This window comes from Bradyrhizobium mercantei, assembly GCF_001982635.1.
Classification (GTDB): Bacteria; Pseudomonadota; Alphaproteobacteria; order Rhizobiales; family Xanthobacteraceae; genus Bradyrhizobium; species Bradyrhizobium mercantei.
In genome coordinates this window covers 549,627-564,656 of record NZ_MKFI01000007.1, presented here as the reverse complement: position 1 = coordinate 564,656, position 15,030 = coordinate 549,627, and the positions used below count along the sequence as shown (strand labels likewise).

The following is a 15,030-nucleotide window of genomic DNA, read 5'->3' as shown; positions in this document are numbered from 1 at the left end:
GATCCATTCAGTGTGATACGTCGATGCGGCGCGGCTTGGCCCGCCGCTGCAACGTATGTTGATCCATCAATCCTCGCAGCCGTATCGCCGCTGACTCCAGCTCGTCCGGTTCGAAGCCGCCGAAGCCGAGCATCAGCCCGGACTGCGCCGCTGTCTTGTACATCGGCGAAATCGGCCGCACCACGATGCCGTCGGCAAGCGCGGCCTTCGCCAATTGCACATCGTCGAAGCGCGGCGGCAGCCACAGCAGCAGATGCATGCCCTGGTCGCTCGGTTGCGGCGTGACGTCATCGGGCATGTGACGTGCGAGCGCGGCGATCAGGGTCGCACGGCGCGCGGCATAGACGCCGCGAATCCGCCGGATATGTGCTTCGAACAAACCTTCCCGCATATAGGCTGCCAGCACGTGCTGGTCCGCAGTCGGCGAATGCCGGTCGAGCAGCGCCCGCGCGCCGGCGAAGGCGTCGATCAGCGGCGCGGGCGCCACCACATAGCCGAGCCGCAGCGAGGGAAACAGCACCTTGCTCAGCGTGCCCAGATAGATCACGCGCGACGGCGCGAGGCCTTGCATCGACGGGAAGGGATGTCCCGCATAGCGCAGCTCGCTGTCGTAATCGTCCTCGACGATCCAGGCATTGCTTCGCTGCGCCCACGCCACCAGCGCGTTGCGGCGGGCCATGCTCAAGGGCATGCCGAGCGGGTACTGATGCGAGGGCGTCACGAACGCTGCGCGCGCATTGGGACACGCGGCGATTGCGGCATCGACGTCGATGCCTTGCGCATCGACGCCCACGCGCGTGGTGACGAAGTCGAGGTCGTCGAGCACGGCCGTCATGCCGGGATAGGCGGGGTCCTCGGCCCACACGCGATCGCCTGACGACAGCAACACGCGGCCGGCGAGGTAGAGACCCTGTTGCGTGCCGGCCGTGATCACGACCTGCTCCGGCTCGCAATGCACCGCGCGGGACTTGCGCACATAGTCGGCGATCGCCTGCCGCAATTCCATCAGGCCGCGCGGATCGCCGTAACTCGCAGGCGCGGCCGCGCGCGAGGCGCGCACGCGGTTGCCGAGCCGGCGCCAATTGTCATCGGGCGCGACCGCGCCGCCGGGGACTGCGATCGCGAACGGGACCTCCGGCATCGGCGTGAAGGCGCTCACCACTTTGGCAAGCCGCACCGCACGTGCAGGCAGTTGGATCGGCGCTGATTTGCTTGGGCTGCGATCGACCGCGGCCGGCCGTGCCTGTTCGGCAAGCGTCGGGGCGACGCGGGTGCCGGCGCCGACCTGCGATTCCAGATAGCCCTCGGCCTGCAATTGCTCGAAGGCCTCCGTGACCGTGCCGCGCGCAACGCCGAGCGAGGCCGACAGCGCACGCGTCGACGGCAGCAATTCCCCGGCCTTCAATTCGCCCTTGGTGATCGCGGCGCGCAGGGCCTGCGCGAGCTGGCGCCCGACCTGTCCGGCGGCGCGGTCGATCGCGCCGAGCGAGGGGATGCTGATCGTGGCGCGCAGGCGGGGCATAGTGGACCAATCAAGATGATCGAAAGTGGCTCTTATCATAGGCCACTTCGGCGCTATGGTGCGAGCAACATTTGATGAGGTTGTCCGATGTACCTGCCGCCGCATTTCAAGATCGATGAGCTCGGCCCGATCCACGCCGCGATGCGGGCCTCGAAGCTCGCGACGCTGGTCACCGCGACCGCCGACGGGCTGATCGGCACGCCGCTGCCGCTGATCCTCAATGAGAACGAGGGCGACTACGGCACGCTGTACGGTCACGTCGCGCGGCCCAATCCGCAGTGGAAGCTGCCGGCGACAGGCGAGGCGATGGCGATCTTCATGGGGCCCGACGCCTATGTGACGCCGTCCTGGTATGTGACCAAGGCCGAGCACGGCAAGGTGGTGCCGACCTGGAATTATGTCGCCGTGCACGCCTATGGCGCGGCCGAATTCTTCGAGGATGCCGACCGCCTGCTCGACGTGGTGACCCGGCTGACCGAGCTGCACGAGAAGTCGCGCAAGGAGGTCTGGCAGGTCAGCGATGCGCCCGATGATTTCATCAAGGCGCAGCTGCGCGGCATCGTCGGCTTCCGGATGCCGATCACGCGGATCGACGCCAAGAAGAAGATGAGCCAGAACCGCAAGCTCGAGGACCGCGCCGGAGTGATCGCGGGGCTCGGCGAAAGCGACAATCCGGTCGATCGCGACGTCGCGGCGATGATTCCGGCGAAGTGAGCGCTCTGAACAAAATGCCGCCCGTCATTGCGAGGAGCGACAGCGACGAAGCAATCCATCCATCGGCATACGCGGGCAGACGGATTGCTTCGCTTCGCTCGCAATGACGGCGGAGGAAGTAGCGGCCGCTCAGCCCCTATTGTTCAGAGATGGACGCCCCCATATGGAATTGTATCTCGCCTTCGCGATCACGACCGCGACCTTCGCGCTGATCCCGGGACCAGCCATGCTCTACGCCGCGGCCCGCACGCTCGCGGGCGGACGCCGCGCGGGACTGATGGCGTCGCTCGGGCTACATCTCGGCGGCTATGTCCATGTCGGCGCCGCGGCTGCCGGCCTCGCCCTGCTGTTTCATGCGGTGCCGCCGCTCTTCATGGCGATGAAGCTCGCCGGTGCGGCCTATTTGGTCTGGCTCGGGCTGTCGCTGTTTCGCGAACGCGACAACACCGAGCGTCCCGAGCTGGCCCCGCTCTCCGCGGAGCGCGCTTTCGCGCAAAGCATCGTCGTCGAGGTGCTCAATCCGAAGACCGCGATCTTCTTCCTGGCGTTCCTGCCGCAGTTCGTCGATGCGTCGGCAAGTCTGCCGGTCTGGACCCAGCTGTTTCTGCTCGGCACAACGGTCAACCTGACATTCTCGGCGGTCGATATCGTCTGCGTGTTCTTCGCCAGCGCGGTGATGTCGAAGCTGCAGCGCTCGAAGAGGTCGCAGCGGATCATGCAGCGGATCGGCGGCAGCATCCTGGTCGCGCTCGGCGCGCGGCTCGCCTTCGGGGATCGTTAGTGGTTCACATCGACGCCGGCCTCGTCCATCAGTGGAATGATCCGCTCGATGGTGAAGGGCTCCGGAAGCTGCGGTTTGCCACCGGGGAGCCAGGGTCTTTCCGGTGTGCTCGCCGGCCACAGATGAACCTGCGAGTCAACGATAACTCGCTTTTGCTGCGCGGCTGTTACCGCGGTCTGCTGCATTGACAGCGCGACACCGGTCGCGACGGTGCCGGTCAGAAATTGACGGCGTGAAGGCATGTGATGTCCTTCCTGCTCTATCATTCTGGTCACGACATGATGTGATCGACCCGGTGCCCCAGCGCGGGGATCACAGCAAATCGGCTCGCAATACTGAAGATCACATCAGGAAATCGCGAACATAGAAACAGGATTCAACGGTCGATTTGCGTCGCAACAATCTTGAACCGTTCTGGTTGGGTCGCTTGCGGAAATCCCGTCAGCATTCCGTCGGCGTTCTTTTGGCCGCCATGTCGATGGCCAGTCATCTCCGGAAATAATTTCAACCCTAGGTGGCCCCATTCGAGATGTATGGTACCGTGCGCTTGGCGGGACGGCATTTCCGTCCCCGATTTGGGAGGGCATCTCATGAGATTGTTGCCGAGCCTTGTCGCGCCTTCAACTGTCGCTGTGTTGTCGACTGTCTTGCTGTGCGGCCCGGCCGCGTCGCAAACAGACTCCGCCAAGCCGCTACCGTCCATCACGGTCGAAGCGCCGAAACAGGTGGCAAGGACAAATCGTCCGACGCAAACGGCAAATACAGGGGAATCTCGCCGGAGATCGAGAGCCACCCAGACGTCATCATCAGCCGCTCGCGCGCCATCGCCGGCGCCGGATTCAGTGCTGGGCAGGATTGCCGCGCTGGAGAAAGTCGCCAGCAATTGCAACGGTGGCTGCGAATCGAGCCTCCCGCACGGCAAGGACCCTTGGGTCGGCTGCAGCGAGTCTGCGGGCGGACAAGCACATGGGCCTTTCTCGTCAACGTGCAGGGACAACCTCACCTACAAATCCTACGTGGATTGCGTCGAGACCAAATGGTTCCTGGGCGAGTACCGCAACCGGGCCTGGTGGCTTTGCAGCAGCCTGCAGGCCGCCGGGAAGTTCAAGGTCGCCGAGCTCAAGCGATCAAGACATCCGCGCTAGGTCGTACCTTCCGCATCTGTCTGTTCCGGTTGAACGTTAGCCCTGATGGTGGCCACGCTTGCCGCAGGCAGCCGAGCCGCGTCGGGCGCATGCGAAGAGGCGAGCAGTCACCTCGTCATGACCGCGCCACACCCGGCGTGAGGAACGCGCGCCGCTTCACTTCAGGAATCCTGCCGCGGTGTTCTCAGAGCGCGGATCATTCTTTGCCAAAGCTCCAACCCGTCCACGAACACACGGATTCAAGCGACAAGGGCCACATGATGTTCTTCCTCACTGGTGCCAGTGGTTCTGGCAAGAGCGCAGCCCTGCCGGGATTGCGTGCAAATCTGCCGGAGATGGATTGGCGGGACTTCGATGAATTTGGCGTGCCTTCTCCCTGTCCGCCGGAATGGCGACCGCTCACGACCGAGCGCTGGATTCAGGTGGCGGTCGAAAACAGGCAACGCGGCAGGGATACGGGTATTGTTGGCGGCGCGATCATGGGGGAAATACTGGCCTGCCCGTCAGCGCCCCTCCTTGGCGAAATTCACGTCGCACTGCTTGATTGCCACGATGTCGTGCGTTTGGACCGCCTCCGGAAGCGCGGAACACATGGCGCGACACAAGACATGCTGTCATGGGCGGCGTGGCAGCGCGTGCATGCCGTCGATCCCCAGTGGCGACAGGATGTGATATGCAGCCGCCCACCCGATACGATGCGGTGGGACCGTTGGGTCAACTGGCAACGCGGCGACCCGCGATGGCGTGTCCACGTTGTCGACTCGACCAATCTTGCGATCGATCAGGTCGTCGACCAGGTCGTTGCCTGGGTTCGAGCCGCCCATTAGCCTCGCCGCGGCTTGCGGCCGCTTGACGGGCAACAATACTGGATCACCCGCATGCGCGGTGATGACACCGCGTGAACCATCCGCCGCTGTCGTCCTGGCGAAAGCCAGGACCGATTACCCCGAATGGTTATTGCCGAACGATGCTGGGGCCACGATCGCTTTCACGACCAATGGCTGTGGGTCCTGGCTTTCGCAGGGACGACGACGTGGAGGGAGTGGCGCGTTTCTCAATCCGGCCCATCCAGAGCAGCCCGCAAAACAAAAACGCCCCCCGCGAGGGAGGCGTTTTGCGTTCGATCGCGAGGGCGATCCCGAAGCGGACTTTAGTCCTTCTTGAGGAAGCCCGAAAACTTCTTCTGGAAGCGCGACACACGGCCGCCGCGGTCCATCAGCTGCTGGGTACCGCCGGTCCAGGCCGGGTGCGACTTGGGGTCGATATCGAGGTTCAGCGTGTCGCCTTCCTTGCCCCAAGTGGAGCGGGTCAGGTACTCGGTGCCGTCGGTCATGACGACCTTAATCGTATGATAATTCGGATGAATATCGGCTTTCATGACAGTTCCTTCGGCGCGCCAGCGCCCGTCTCAAGATGCATTAGATACGGGATTTGGGCGGCTCTATAACCCATGGTGCCCCCCAAAACAAGCCAAGAAAGGGCTTAAGCCCATCACCGGATTGGGACTTTACCGGATTTGCCAGCCGGGGGTCGGCGGGCCTATGTGGGGGGCGATAGAACCGGTCTAGATTGATGAGCGTAGCTGAACAGCTTGAGACCCCGCACGGCACCCCGCAGGCGCCGCGCGACGCGTTGCTCGATGAGGAAGCCTTCATCGAGAGCCAGATCACGGAGCCTTCGAAGAGCCGTGCCCGCTTGCGGCCGCTGCTTGCGCTCGCGCCCTATGTCGCGCGCTACAAGGGACGGGCGATCCTTGCGCTGATCTCGCTGACGATTGCGGCGATCACCACGCTGATCGTGCCGGTCGCGGTGCGGCGGATGATCGACATGGGCTTCACGCCCGAAGGCATCGCGATGATCAACAGCTATTTCAGCGTGATGATCGCGGTCGTCGCGGTGCTCGCCTGCGCCAGTGCCTCGCGCTACTACCTCGTGATGACGATCGGCGAGCGCATCGTCGCCGATCTCCGGCGCGACGTGTTCGCGCATCTGATTTCGCTGTCGCCCTCGTTCTTCGATTCCGCACGGTCCGGCGAGCTGGTGTCGCGGCTCACCGCCGACACCACCCAGATCAAGTCCGCGGTCGGCGCCTCGGTATCGATCGCGCTGCGCAACCTGATGCTGTTTTTCGGCGCCGCCGCGATGATGGTGATCACCAGCCCGCGGCTTTCGGGTTTCGTGCTGCTCGCGATTCCGGTCATCGTGATTCCGCTGGTCGCGTTCGGCCGCTGGGTGCGGCGGCTGTCGCGCACCGCCCAGGACACGCTGGCCGATGCCAGCGCCTATGCCTCGGAGCTCGTCAACGCGATCCGCACCGTGCAGGCCTATACCGGCGAGCGGCTCGCCAGGGCGCGTTTCGCCGGGGAGGTCGAGCAGGCCTACCAGGCCGCACGAAGCTCGACCAAGGCGCGCGCGGTGCTGACGCTGATCGTCATCTTCATCGTGTTCGCCAGCGTAGTGGTGATCCTCTGGGTCGGTTCGCACGACGTGCTGGTCGGAACCATCAGCCCGGGCCGGCTCGGCCAGTTCATTCTCTATACGGCGTTTGCGGCGAGCGGCCTCGGCCAGCTCAGCGAGGTCTGGGGTGAAGTCTCGGCCGCATCGGGCGCCGCCGAGCGGCTGTTCGAGATCTTGCGCGTCAAGCCGGAGATCGCGGCGCCCACATCGCCGCGCGCGCTGCCGCAGCCGGCACGCGGCGATGTCGGCTTCGACGATGTCAGCTTCGCCTATCCGACCCGGCCCAACGCGCTCGCGGTCGACGGCGTGTCGTTGAAGGTCAGCTCCGGCGAGAAGGTCGCGATCGTCGGCCCCTCCGGCGCCGGCAAGAGCACGCTGTTCCATCTGCTGCTGCGCTTCTACGATCCCAAATCGGGCACCATCTCGCTCGACGGCGTGCCGATCCGGCAGGCCGATCCGGCCGAGGTGCGCGCGCGGATCGCGCTGGTGCCGCAGGATTCCGTGGTGTTTGCCGCTTCCGCCCGCGAGAACATCCGGTTCGGCCGGCCGGATGCCACCGATGTCGAAGTCGAGCGCGCTGCCGATCTTGCCCACGCCAGCGAATTCCTGCGCCGGCTGCCTGAGGGCTTCGACGCGCAACTCGGCGAGCGCGGCGTGACGCTGTCCGGCGGCCAGCGCCAGCGCATCGCGATCGCGCGTGCGATCCTGCGCGATGCCCCGCTTTTGCTGCTTGATGAAGCGACCTCGGCGCTCGACGCCGAGAGCGAAACGCTGGTACAGACTGCGCTCGAGGAATTGATGCGCCACCGCACCACGCTGGTCATCGCGCATCGCCTCGCAACCGTGCTGTCCTGCGACCGCATCCTGGTGATGGACCAGGGCAAAATCGTCGAGCAGGGCACCCACGCCGAGCTGGTCGCCGCGGGCGGCCTCTATGCCCGGCTGGCGCGGCTGCAGTTCGAAGGGATTTGAGGGAATTAGCACGCTGTGCGCCCCGCCTATGGGATTCCTATGCGATCGGGCGCGCGCTCCCCTCGAAAACCTATTCCCGCGCAAGGATAGTCGCGGCCGCGCCTGACCTCCCTCGACAGCCGAAGGAGTATCGGCGCGCGGGGTGTTCGACTGATGCGCGACAACGCGACCGAACCGGAGAGCAAGCTGCTCCATGCCTGGCAGCTTGCCGTGCTGCGCTTCGCGGTGACGCGCGACGATGACGATCGAATGCACGCGCTCGCCGTCGCCGGCGAGGTCGACCGGCTGGGCAGCGCGGCCGGTGACGCCTTCCACTTCTTCCGCAGGACGACCGCGGAGCTGTGCGCGGCGATCGCCGGTCAGGGCACGGATCAGGATGCCGTCGTCGGGCGCTTCCTGGCGCGGATCGACAATGTCCGGCTCAAGCGCGCAGTCGAAGCGGCGATGGCCAAGGAACGCACGCCGCACCGCACGCCGCCCAGAATCGTGGCGAGCCGCATCAAGCATGGCCCCGATCTCTGGCGAGGGCTGGCGCCGCGGCGTGCAACCGGAACATAAAGAGGGTCTCTATCCGCAATCTCCGTTACGGCGCGGCGGATATTCCGCCACAGCATGTCGCCACAACCCTGGCCGGGTTGCTGCGATGACCGCGATGCGCTTCTCTGTGCGCGAAAGAGACCGGTCGGTTTCGGAATGCGGGGAGTGGCGAGATGGGTGGCTTGGTGATCAGCGGCGGCCGGGTGGTGGATCCGGCCAGCGGGATGGACGCGATCGGCGACGTCGCCGTCGTCGACGGCAAGATCGCCGCTGTGGGTACCGGCCTTGGCGGCGCCGAGCGGCAGATCGATGCGACCGGGCTCGTGGTCGCGCCGGGCTTCATCGACCTGCACGCCCATGGCCAGACCATTCCAGCCGATCGCATGCAGGCGTTCGACGGGGTGACGACATCGCTCGACCTCGAAGCCGGCGTATTGCCGGTGGCATCCTGGTACAAGCGGCAGGCCGAGAAGGGCCGGGTGCTGAACTACGGCGCCGCGACCAATTGGGCCTTCGCGCGGATCGGCGCGATGACCGGCTCGAATTCGGAGAGCTCGCTGGAATCGTTCGGCAGCGCCATGCGCGATCGCCGCTGGATCGAGAACGTCGCGACCGAGAGCGAGGTCGGCGGCATCCTCGAGCGCCTTGCCAACGGGCTGAACGAGGGCGGCATCGGCATCGGCATTCTCAACGCCTATGCGCCGGGTGCCGGCGTGCAGGAATTGACCGCGGTGTGCCAGCTCGCGGCCGATCACGCGGTGCCGACCTTCACCCACGTCGCCTACATGTCGCGCATCGATCCCGAGAGCGCGGCCGAGGCCTATATCCGCCTGATCGGCTATGCCGGCGCCACCGGCGCGCATATGCACATCTGCCACTTCAACTCGTCGAGCAAGACCGATATCGAACGCTGCGTCGGGCTGATCGCCAAAGCGCAGGCGCAGGGCCTGCCGATCACGGTGGAGGCCTATCCCTACGGCACCGGTTCGACCGTGCTGGCCGCGACCTTCTTCAGCGATCCCAAATTCGAGGAGCGCAACGGCCTCGGTTATGATTCGGTGCAGCGCGTGACCGACGGGCATCGCTTCGGCAGCCGCGAGGAGCTCTTGGCGGCGCAGGCCGCAGAGCCCTCGACGCTGGTGCTGTGGCATGTGCTCGACATCGACAACAACGCGCATCATCGCGATCTGCTCGACATGGCGGTGCTGTATCCGGGCGGCGCGATCGCCTCCGACGCGATGCCGTGGACGCTGTCGGACGGCCGCCCCTACAGCGGCGACGCCTGGCCGCTGCCCGACGATGCCACCTCGCATCCGCGCTCGGCCGGCTGTTTCACCCGCTTCATCCGCGAATGGGTGCGCGAACGCAAGAAGGTCTCGCTGCTCGAGGGCATCCGCAAATGCGCGCTGATCCCGGCCGAGATCCTGTCGGCCAGCACGCCGGCGATGCGCGCCAAGGGCCGACTGCAGGCCGGCGCCGATGCCGATGTCGTGGTGTTCGACTTCGAGACGCTGAGCGACCGCGCGACCTTCTCGGCGATGAACCGTCCGGCGGAAGGCGTGCGGCATCTTGTGGTCAGCGGTCAGCCGCTGATCAATGACGGCATCCTCGACGTCGCGGCACGTCCCGGCCGGCCGGTGCGCCGGCCCGTCACCGGGGGCTGAGATGCCGGTCCCGATCCTGCTGGTCGCGGGTTTTCTCGGGGCGGGCAAGACCACGGTCGTCAACCATCTGCTGGCGCACGCGCAGGGCCGGCGCATCGCCGCCGTGGTCAATGATTTCGGCGCGATCAACATCGACGCCGAGCTGATCGCCGGCGCCAGCGACGGCGTGGTCAGCCTGAGCAATGGCTGCATCTGCTGCACGCTGGAGGGCGATCTGCTGCGCACGCTCGCCACCTTGCTGCGGCGTGATCCGCGTCCCGAATTCATCGTGATCGAGACCAGCGGAATCGCCGATCCCGCCGACATCGTCCGCAACCTGATGGATCCCGCGATCTGGAAGGAGGCGCCGCTGGAGACGGTGCTGTGCGTGGTCGACGCGACGCAGCCTGCGGCCGCGCTGGACGATGCGCTGTTGCGCTCGCAGCTGCGAGCGGCCGATGTGGTGGCGCTGAGCAAGGTCGATCTGGCCGACGCGGCCGCGTGTGCTGCAATCCGCGGCGCCGTGCGCGCGGTGCGTCCGGCGGCCGTGGTCGTCGACGCCTTGCATGGCGAGGTGCCGGCGGAGTTGCTGTTTCCGGTGGATCTCGATCATGTGCCGGCGCCGCGTGACGTCGCGCCGCGCCGGCCGGTGGCTGACCGGTTCGAGACGCTGAGCTGGACCTCGGAGCGGCCGGTGCGGCTGCCGCGTCTGCAGCAGGCGATCGGCAGGCTGGCGCCGAAGCTGGCGCGGGCGAAGGGATTGTTCGAGACGGTGGAGCAGCCCGGGCGGCTGACGGTCTTTCAACTCGCCGGCGGCCGCGCGACCTTGGCTGCCGGCGGCGTGCCGGCTCCCGGCGTGCCGCGCACGCGACTGGTCTTCATCGCCGAGATGGGCGCTCTCTCGCGCGCCGAGATCGATTCAATCATGGAAGGGTGTGTCGACCAGGAGTGAACTTGCGTTCCCGTCATCCTGAGGTGCGAGCGGAGCGAGCCTCGAAGGATGTACGGCCCGGCCGGCGGCCGTCGATCCTTCGAGACGCCGCTTCGCGGCTCCTCAGGATGACGGGACGAGAAGTGATCGTGTAAGTTGCGAGTCCGTTGTGACGTCGCGGCCACGCTGATCGCGCAAAGCATGTGTGCGACAATCACATCGAATTGACAGCCCTGTCCCCAGCACCTATCGTTTTTGCCGACGGTTCCCTTCGGGGATCAAAAGGGAATGCGGTGCGAGGGTAACCCCAATGCCGCAGCTGTCCCCGCAACTGTAAACGGCGAGCCTTTCGTCATTTTGCCACTGGGCCATCGGCCCGGGAAGGCGTCGACAGGCGATGACCCGTGAGCCAGGAGACCTGCCGTCAGTCGTGGTCACACGCGAGCACATCGGGCGGGGGCGTCCTGGTGGGATCGGAGCACTGCCTTTTGGGCAATGCGCCAGTCCGCGTTCGCGGTGACGTGCCACGTTACCGCGAGTCGTTTCATGTCCTCGTCCTTCTCCGTTGCGCGCAACTGGCGCCTCGGTCTCGTCTGCTCCCTGTCATCGTTGTTGCTGCCGGCCGAAGGCTCGGCACAAACCGCTGCACCCACCAGGCTCGATCCGATCGAGGTCGCGCCCTTAGCCTCCGCAAAGCCCAAGCCTGCCGCGCGAAGCAGCAATACCGCCGCTGCGTCGCGGCCGCGTGCCAGGCCTGCCGCAACGGCCGCGGCCACCGGCAACACGCCGCGCGCGGCAGCGTCAGGTACATCCGGGGCGGCATCGCCGACGCTCAATGCCACCACGCCAGGCGGCACCGGCAGCCGTCTCAATCTGACGCCGTTGCAGACGCCCGCCAGCGTCGAGATCATCACGGCGCAGACCATCGAGGAACGCGGCCAGCATAATGTGCTCGATGCCGTCACCCAGAATGCGACGGGCTTCACCGCAACGCCGGCGCCCGGTAATGGTGGCCTGTCGTTCAGCACCCGCGGCTTTGCCGGCAGCAATTCGGTGATGACGCTCTACGACGGCACGCGCTTCTATATCGGCTCCGGCACCCTGACATTCCCCTACGACACCTGGTCGGCACAGCGCATCGAGGTGCTGCGCGGCCCGGCCTCGGTGCTGTACGGCGAAGGCGCGATCGGCGGCGTCGTCAACGTGGTTCCGAAGAAGCCGTTAGCCACGCCGTACAACGAGGCCGAGGTCTCGCTCGACAGCAACATGACGCGGCGGCTGTCAGTGGACTCTACCGGTCCGATCAATCCCAATGTGTCGTATCGCATCAACGCCACCGGCAACATGTCGGACGGCTGGGTCGATCGCGACAAGACCTCGAATGTCGCGGTCTCGGCCGCCGTGCGGGTGCAGGCCTCGGAGAATCTGGCCTTCACGTTGTCGGAAGACTATGGTGACCGCAGCCCGTCGCGCTATTTCGGCACGCCGCTGATCAACGGCGCGATCCAGGACGCGCTGCGCTTCAAGAACTACAATGCGCTCGATAGCACCATTCGCTACAAGGACAGCTGGACCCAGTTCAAGACCGAGTGGGATGTCGCCGACGGCGTCAAGATCAACAACACGCTGTATTATCTGACCAGCGAACGGCACTGGCGCGACATCGAGAACTACACCTTCAATCCGAAGACGCAGCTGATCGACCGCTCCAGCTATATCGAGATCTTCCACGACCAGAAGCAGTCCGGCAACCGGATGGACGCGACGTTCAGCGGTCACATCCTCGGCCTGGCGAACCAGTTCGTTGCCGGCTTTGATGTCAATCACATCGAGTTCTTCCACACCAACAACTCACCCTATGGCGGCGCGTCGTCGGTGAATCCGTACGTGTTCGATCCCGGATCGTTTTTCGCAACAACGACCGCAACCACGCCGGGCTTCAATTCGATCGTCAATCAATACGCGCTGTTTGCCGAGGACCGGCTGAAGCTGACCGATCAATTGTCGCTCGTGACCGGCGTCCGATACGATCGTCCGGAGGTGGACCGCACCGACTACAAGATACCTTCAAACAGCTTCGATACCGCGCTGTCGGGCACCAGCTGGCGCACCGGCCTCGTATACGAGCCGATCAAGAATCTCGCCTTCTACGGCCAGTATGCCGTCGGCGTCGACCCGGTCGGCAATCTCATCTCGTTGTCCACCTCGCAGAAGAACTTCCAGCTCTCCACCGGCAAGCAGACCGAGTTCGGCGTCAAGCAGTCGTTCCTCGGCGGACGCGGCGAGTGGACGCTGGCAGGCTATGAGATCGTCAAGAACAATCTGCTCATCGCCGATCCCGGCAATCCCGGAAATTCGCTCCAGGTCGGGCAGCAATCATCGCGCGGCGTCGAGGCCTCGGTCGGGCTCGCGCTCGATTACGGCTGGCGCATCGACGCCAACACGGCGCTGCTGCGCGCCAAATACGACAACAACAGCCAGCTGGTTGGCGGCAAGATCGTCAGCTATGCCGGCAATGTTCCCGTCAACGTTCCGCAGCAGGTCTCGAACGTCTGGCTGACCTGGGACTTCGCTTCGAATTGGTCGGTCTATGGCGGTGTGCAGATGGTCGGCGCGATGTACTCCGACCTCGCCAACACCCAGTTGCGGCCGGGCTACAACGTGGTCAACGGCGGCATCAGGTGGAAACCGGACGACCGCACGACGGTTGCGTTCCGCGTCTACAATCTGTTCGACAAGGTCTACGCCGTGACCTCGAACGGCACGGGGCAGTGGTTACTCGGCATGCCGCGCACCGCCGAACTGTCCGTCAACGTGAAGTTCTGATCATGCGCAAGGCTCTGATCCGGCGGGGGCGGCGGTGGCTCTATGTCGTCCATCGCTGGATCGGCATTGCGACCTGCCTGCTGTTCGCGATGTGGTTCATCTCCGGCCTCGTCATGATGTACGTGGCCTTTCCACGCCTCACCGACAGCGAGCGCCTCGCCGCGCTCCCTGTCATTCTCTGGAACAAGGTTCAGGTCTCGCCGGATCGCGCGATGGCGATCGCCGGGATGGAGCACTATCCGCGCGACCTGCGGCTCTCGATGATGGACGAGACGCCGGTCTATCGCATCGCCGCCTGGAAGGGCGCCGCCGTCACCGTTTCGGCGATCGATGGAAGCGTGATCGACCGCATCACGCCGGATCAGGCGCTTGCCATCGCTCGCCATCACCCGCATGCCGTGCAGCCGCAATTGCGCGATACGGTGACGCGCGATCAATGGTCGGTCACCGCGCGCTTCGATCCGTTGCGGCCACTTTATCTGATCAGCCTCGGCGACGCCGACGGCACCGAGCTCTATGTCTCCTCGCGCTCGGGCGAGATCGCGCTCGACACCACGCGGCGGGAGCGGGTCTGGAACTGGCTCGGCTCGATCCCGCACTGGATCTATCCGACCGTGTTGCGCAAGGACGGCCCGCTGTGGCGGGACGTGGTGTTGTGGATCTCGGGCGTCTGCCTCGTGGTCGCGGTCACCGGCTTCTGGATCGGCATTCTGCGCCTGCGGCTGACCCGCCGTTACGCCAGCGGCGCCGTCTCACCCTATCGCGGCTGGATGGCCTGGCATCACATCGCCGGCCTGATCGGCGGCATCTTCGTCTTCACCTGGATGTTCAGCGGCTGGCTGTCGCTCAATCCCGGTGGCGCATTCTCCGGCCGCGGCGTCACCCGCGAGATCGCGGTCGGCTACGGCGGCCACGACAGGCCCGATATCGTTGCGGGCTTCCAGTCGCAGCCATCGATGCCGGCAGTGGAGGTGCGCTTCGTCTGGATCGGCAGACGCCGGCTGATGTTGCTCGACGACAGCAATGGCCGTCGCAGCCTCGCCGATCCCGCCACCGGTGCGCCCGTAACGCTCTCGCGTGACGACATCATCGCGGCGGCCCGGCGCGCAATGCCCGAAGCTGCCGTGATATCCGCGCGGCAGCTCGATGAGCCCGATGCCTATTGGTACACGCTGCACCAGTCGCGGGAGCTGCCTGTGCTGCGGATCGGCTTCAACGATCCCGCACACACCTGGCTGCACGTCTCTCCGGTCACCGCCGAGATCCTCGACCGCAGCGATGACAGCCGCCGTTCCTATCGGTGGCTGTTCAACGCCCTGCACAGCCTCGACTTCCCGCTGCTGCTGCGCATCTGGCCGGCGCGCGACATCGTGGTGTGGCTGCTCTCAGCAGTCGGTACGATCGTCTCGATCAGCGGCGTCGTGATCGGCTGGCGCCGGCTGCGGCGGCGAAAGGTGCGAGCGAGGCAGGTGTCTGCGAGCCGCGTGCGTATGTCGTCATAG

The 15,030-nt window shown here is 65.5% G+C and carries 13 protein-coding genes and 1 riboswitch; of the genes, 9 read left to right on the top strand and 4 right to left on the bottom strand.

What is annotated here, in order from left to right; all coding sequences use genetic code 11:
- Positions 1-7 precede the first annotated feature (7 nt).
- Complete coding sequence (gene pdxR, locus BI327_RS32465; protein WP_076865387.1) at positions 8-1,522, bottom strand: MocR-like pyridoxine biosynthesis transcription factor PdxR; 1,515 nt, start codon at positions 1,520-1,522, stop codon at positions 8-10.
- Between the two features lie 87 nt (positions 1,523-1,609).
- On the opposite strand from pdxR, the gene BI327_RS32460 reads away from it, so the two are divergent.
- Both BI327_RS32460 and BI327_RS32455 read left to right on the top strand, forming a co-directional pair.
- Positions 1,610-2,236, top strand: coding sequence for an FMN-binding negative transcriptional regulator (locus BI327_RS32460; protein ID WP_076865386.1), 627 nt, complete (start codon positions 1,610-1,612; stop codon positions 2,234-2,236).
- A gap of 163 nt (positions 2,237-2,399) precedes the next feature.
- Positions 2,400-3,017, top strand: a complete 618-nt coding sequence (locus BI327_RS32455) for a LysE family translocator (RefSeq protein ID WP_076865385.1) — start codon at positions 2,400-2,402, stop codon at positions 3,015-3,017.
- On the opposite strand, the gene BI327_RS32450 is transcribed toward BI327_RS32455, so the two are convergent.
- Together BI327_RS32450 and BI327_RS42470 are read right to left on the bottom strand one after the other, a co-directional pair.
- Entirely contained in the window at positions 3,014-3,283 is a 270-nt protein-coding gene (locus tag BI327_RS32450; RefSeq protein ID WP_245335000.1) for a hypothetical protein, read from the bottom strand. The genes BI327_RS32455 and BI327_RS32450 overlap by 4 nt on opposite strands.
- Positions 3,284-3,393: 110 nt before the next feature.
- Entirely contained in the window at positions 3,394-3,906 is a 513-nt protein-coding gene (locus tag BI327_RS42470) for a hypothetical protein (RefSeq protein ID WP_159450498.1), read from the bottom strand.
- 513 nt (positions 3,907-4,419) lie between these two features.
- Here BI327_RS42470 and BI327_RS32440 point away from each other — a divergent pair.
- Positions 4,420-4,989: a hypothetical protein gene (locus tag BI327_RS32440; RefSeq protein WP_143271728.1), complete on the top strand. Its 570-nt coding sequence runs from the start codon at positions 4,420-4,422 to the stop codon at positions 4,987-4,989.
- A 323-nt stretch (positions 4,990-5,312) separates the two neighbouring features.
- Here the strand turns inward: BI327_RS32440 and rpmE are convergent, their stop codons facing one another.
- Positions 5,313-5,540: a 50S ribosomal protein L31 gene (gene rpmE, locus BI327_RS32435; RefSeq protein ID WP_016845230.1), complete on the bottom strand. Its 228-nt coding sequence runs from the start codon at positions 5,538-5,540 to the stop codon at positions 5,313-5,315.
- 194 nt (positions 5,541-5,734) lie between these two features.
- Here rpmE and BI327_RS32430 point away from each other — a divergent pair, with 194 nt between their 5' ends.
- From BI327_RS32430 to BI327_RS32405, 6 genes are all read left to right on the top strand, one after another.
- Positions 5,735-7,591 carry an ABC transporter ATP-binding protein/permease gene (locus BI327_RS32430; RefSeq protein ID WP_076865382.1) on the top strand — a complete coding sequence of 619 codons (1,857 nt, stop codon included), beginning with the start codon at positions 5,735-5,737 and terminating at the stop codon, positions 7,589-7,591.
- Between the two features lie 153 nt (positions 7,592-7,744).
- Complete coding sequence (locus BI327_RS32425) at positions 7,745-8,149, top strand: hypothetical protein (protein ID WP_076865381.1); 405 nt, start codon at positions 7,745-7,747, stop codon at positions 8,147-8,149.
- Positions 8,150-8,301: 152 nt separating this feature from the next.
- Complete coding sequence (locus BI327_RS32420; RefSeq protein WP_076865380.1) at positions 8,302-9,792, top strand: amidohydrolase family protein; 1,491 nt, start codon at positions 8,302-8,304, stop codon at positions 9,790-9,792.
- Between the two features lies 1 nt (position 9,793).
- On the top strand, positions 9,794-10,723 hold the full coding sequence (locus BI327_RS32415) for a CobW family GTP-binding protein (protein WP_076865521.1): 930 nt from the start codon (positions 9,794-9,796) through the stop codon (positions 10,721-10,723).
- 224 nt (positions 10,724-10,947) lie between these two features.
- Positions 10,948-11,142: riboswitch (cobalamin riboswitch) on the top strand.
- A gap of 106 nt (positions 11,143-11,248) precedes the next feature.
- Positions 11,249-13,528 carry a TonB-dependent receptor gene (locus tag BI327_RS32410; RefSeq protein WP_076865520.1) on the top strand — a complete coding sequence of 760 codons (2,280 nt, stop codon included), beginning with the start codon at positions 11,249-11,251 and terminating at the stop codon, positions 13,526-13,528.
- 2 nt (positions 13,529-13,530) lie between these two features.
- Positions 13,531-15,030 carry a peptidase gene (locus BI327_RS32405; protein ID WP_076865379.1) on the top strand — a complete coding sequence of 500 codons (1,500 nt, stop codon included), beginning with the start codon at positions 13,531-13,533 and terminating at the stop codon, positions 15,028-15,030.

Coding starts and splice junctions, on each gene's coding strand:
- pdxR (WP_076865387.1), bottom strand. CDS start 1,522: ATGCCCCGCCTGCGCGCCACGATCAGCATCCCCTCGCTCGGCGCGATC.
- BI327_RS32460 (WP_076865386.1), top strand. CDS start 1,610: ATGTACCTGCCGCCGCATTTCAAGATCGATGAGCTCGGCCCGATCCAC.
- BI327_RS32455 (WP_076865385.1), top strand. CDS start 2,400: ATGGAATTGTATCTCGCCTTCGCGATCACGACCGCGACCTTCGCGCTG.
- BI327_RS32450 (WP_245335000.1), bottom strand. CDS start 3,283: ATGATAGAGCAGGAAGGACATCACATGCCTTCACGCCGTCAATTTCTG.
- BI327_RS32440 (WP_143271728.1), top strand. CDS start 4,420: ATGATGTTCTTCCTCACTGGTGCCAGTGGTTCTGGCAAGAGCGCAGCC.
- rpmE (WP_016845230.1), bottom strand. CDS start 5,540: ATGAAAGCCGATATTCATCCGAATTATCATACGATTAAGGTCGTCATG.
- BI327_RS32430 (WP_076865382.1), top strand. CDS start 5,735: ATGAGCGTAGCTGAACAGCTTGAGACCCCGCACGGCACCCCGCAGGCG.
- BI327_RS32425 (WP_076865381.1), top strand. CDS start 7,745: ATGCGCGACAACGCGACCGAACCGGAGAGCAAGCTGCTCCATGCCTGG.
- BI327_RS32420 (WP_076865380.1), top strand. CDS start 8,302: ATGGGTGGCTTGGTGATCAGCGGCGGCCGGGTGGTGGATCCGGCCAGC.
- BI327_RS32415 (WP_076865521.1), top strand. CDS start 9,794: ATGCCGGTCCCGATCCTGCTGGTCGCGGGTTTTCTCGGGGCGGGCAAG.
- BI327_RS32410 (WP_076865520.1), top strand. CDS start 11,249: ATGTCCTCGTCCTTCTCCGTTGCGCGCAACTGGCGCCTCGGTCTCGTC.
- BI327_RS32405 (WP_076865379.1), top strand. CDS start 13,531: ATGCGCAAGGCTCTGATCCGGCGGGGGCGGCGGTGGCTCTATGTCGTC.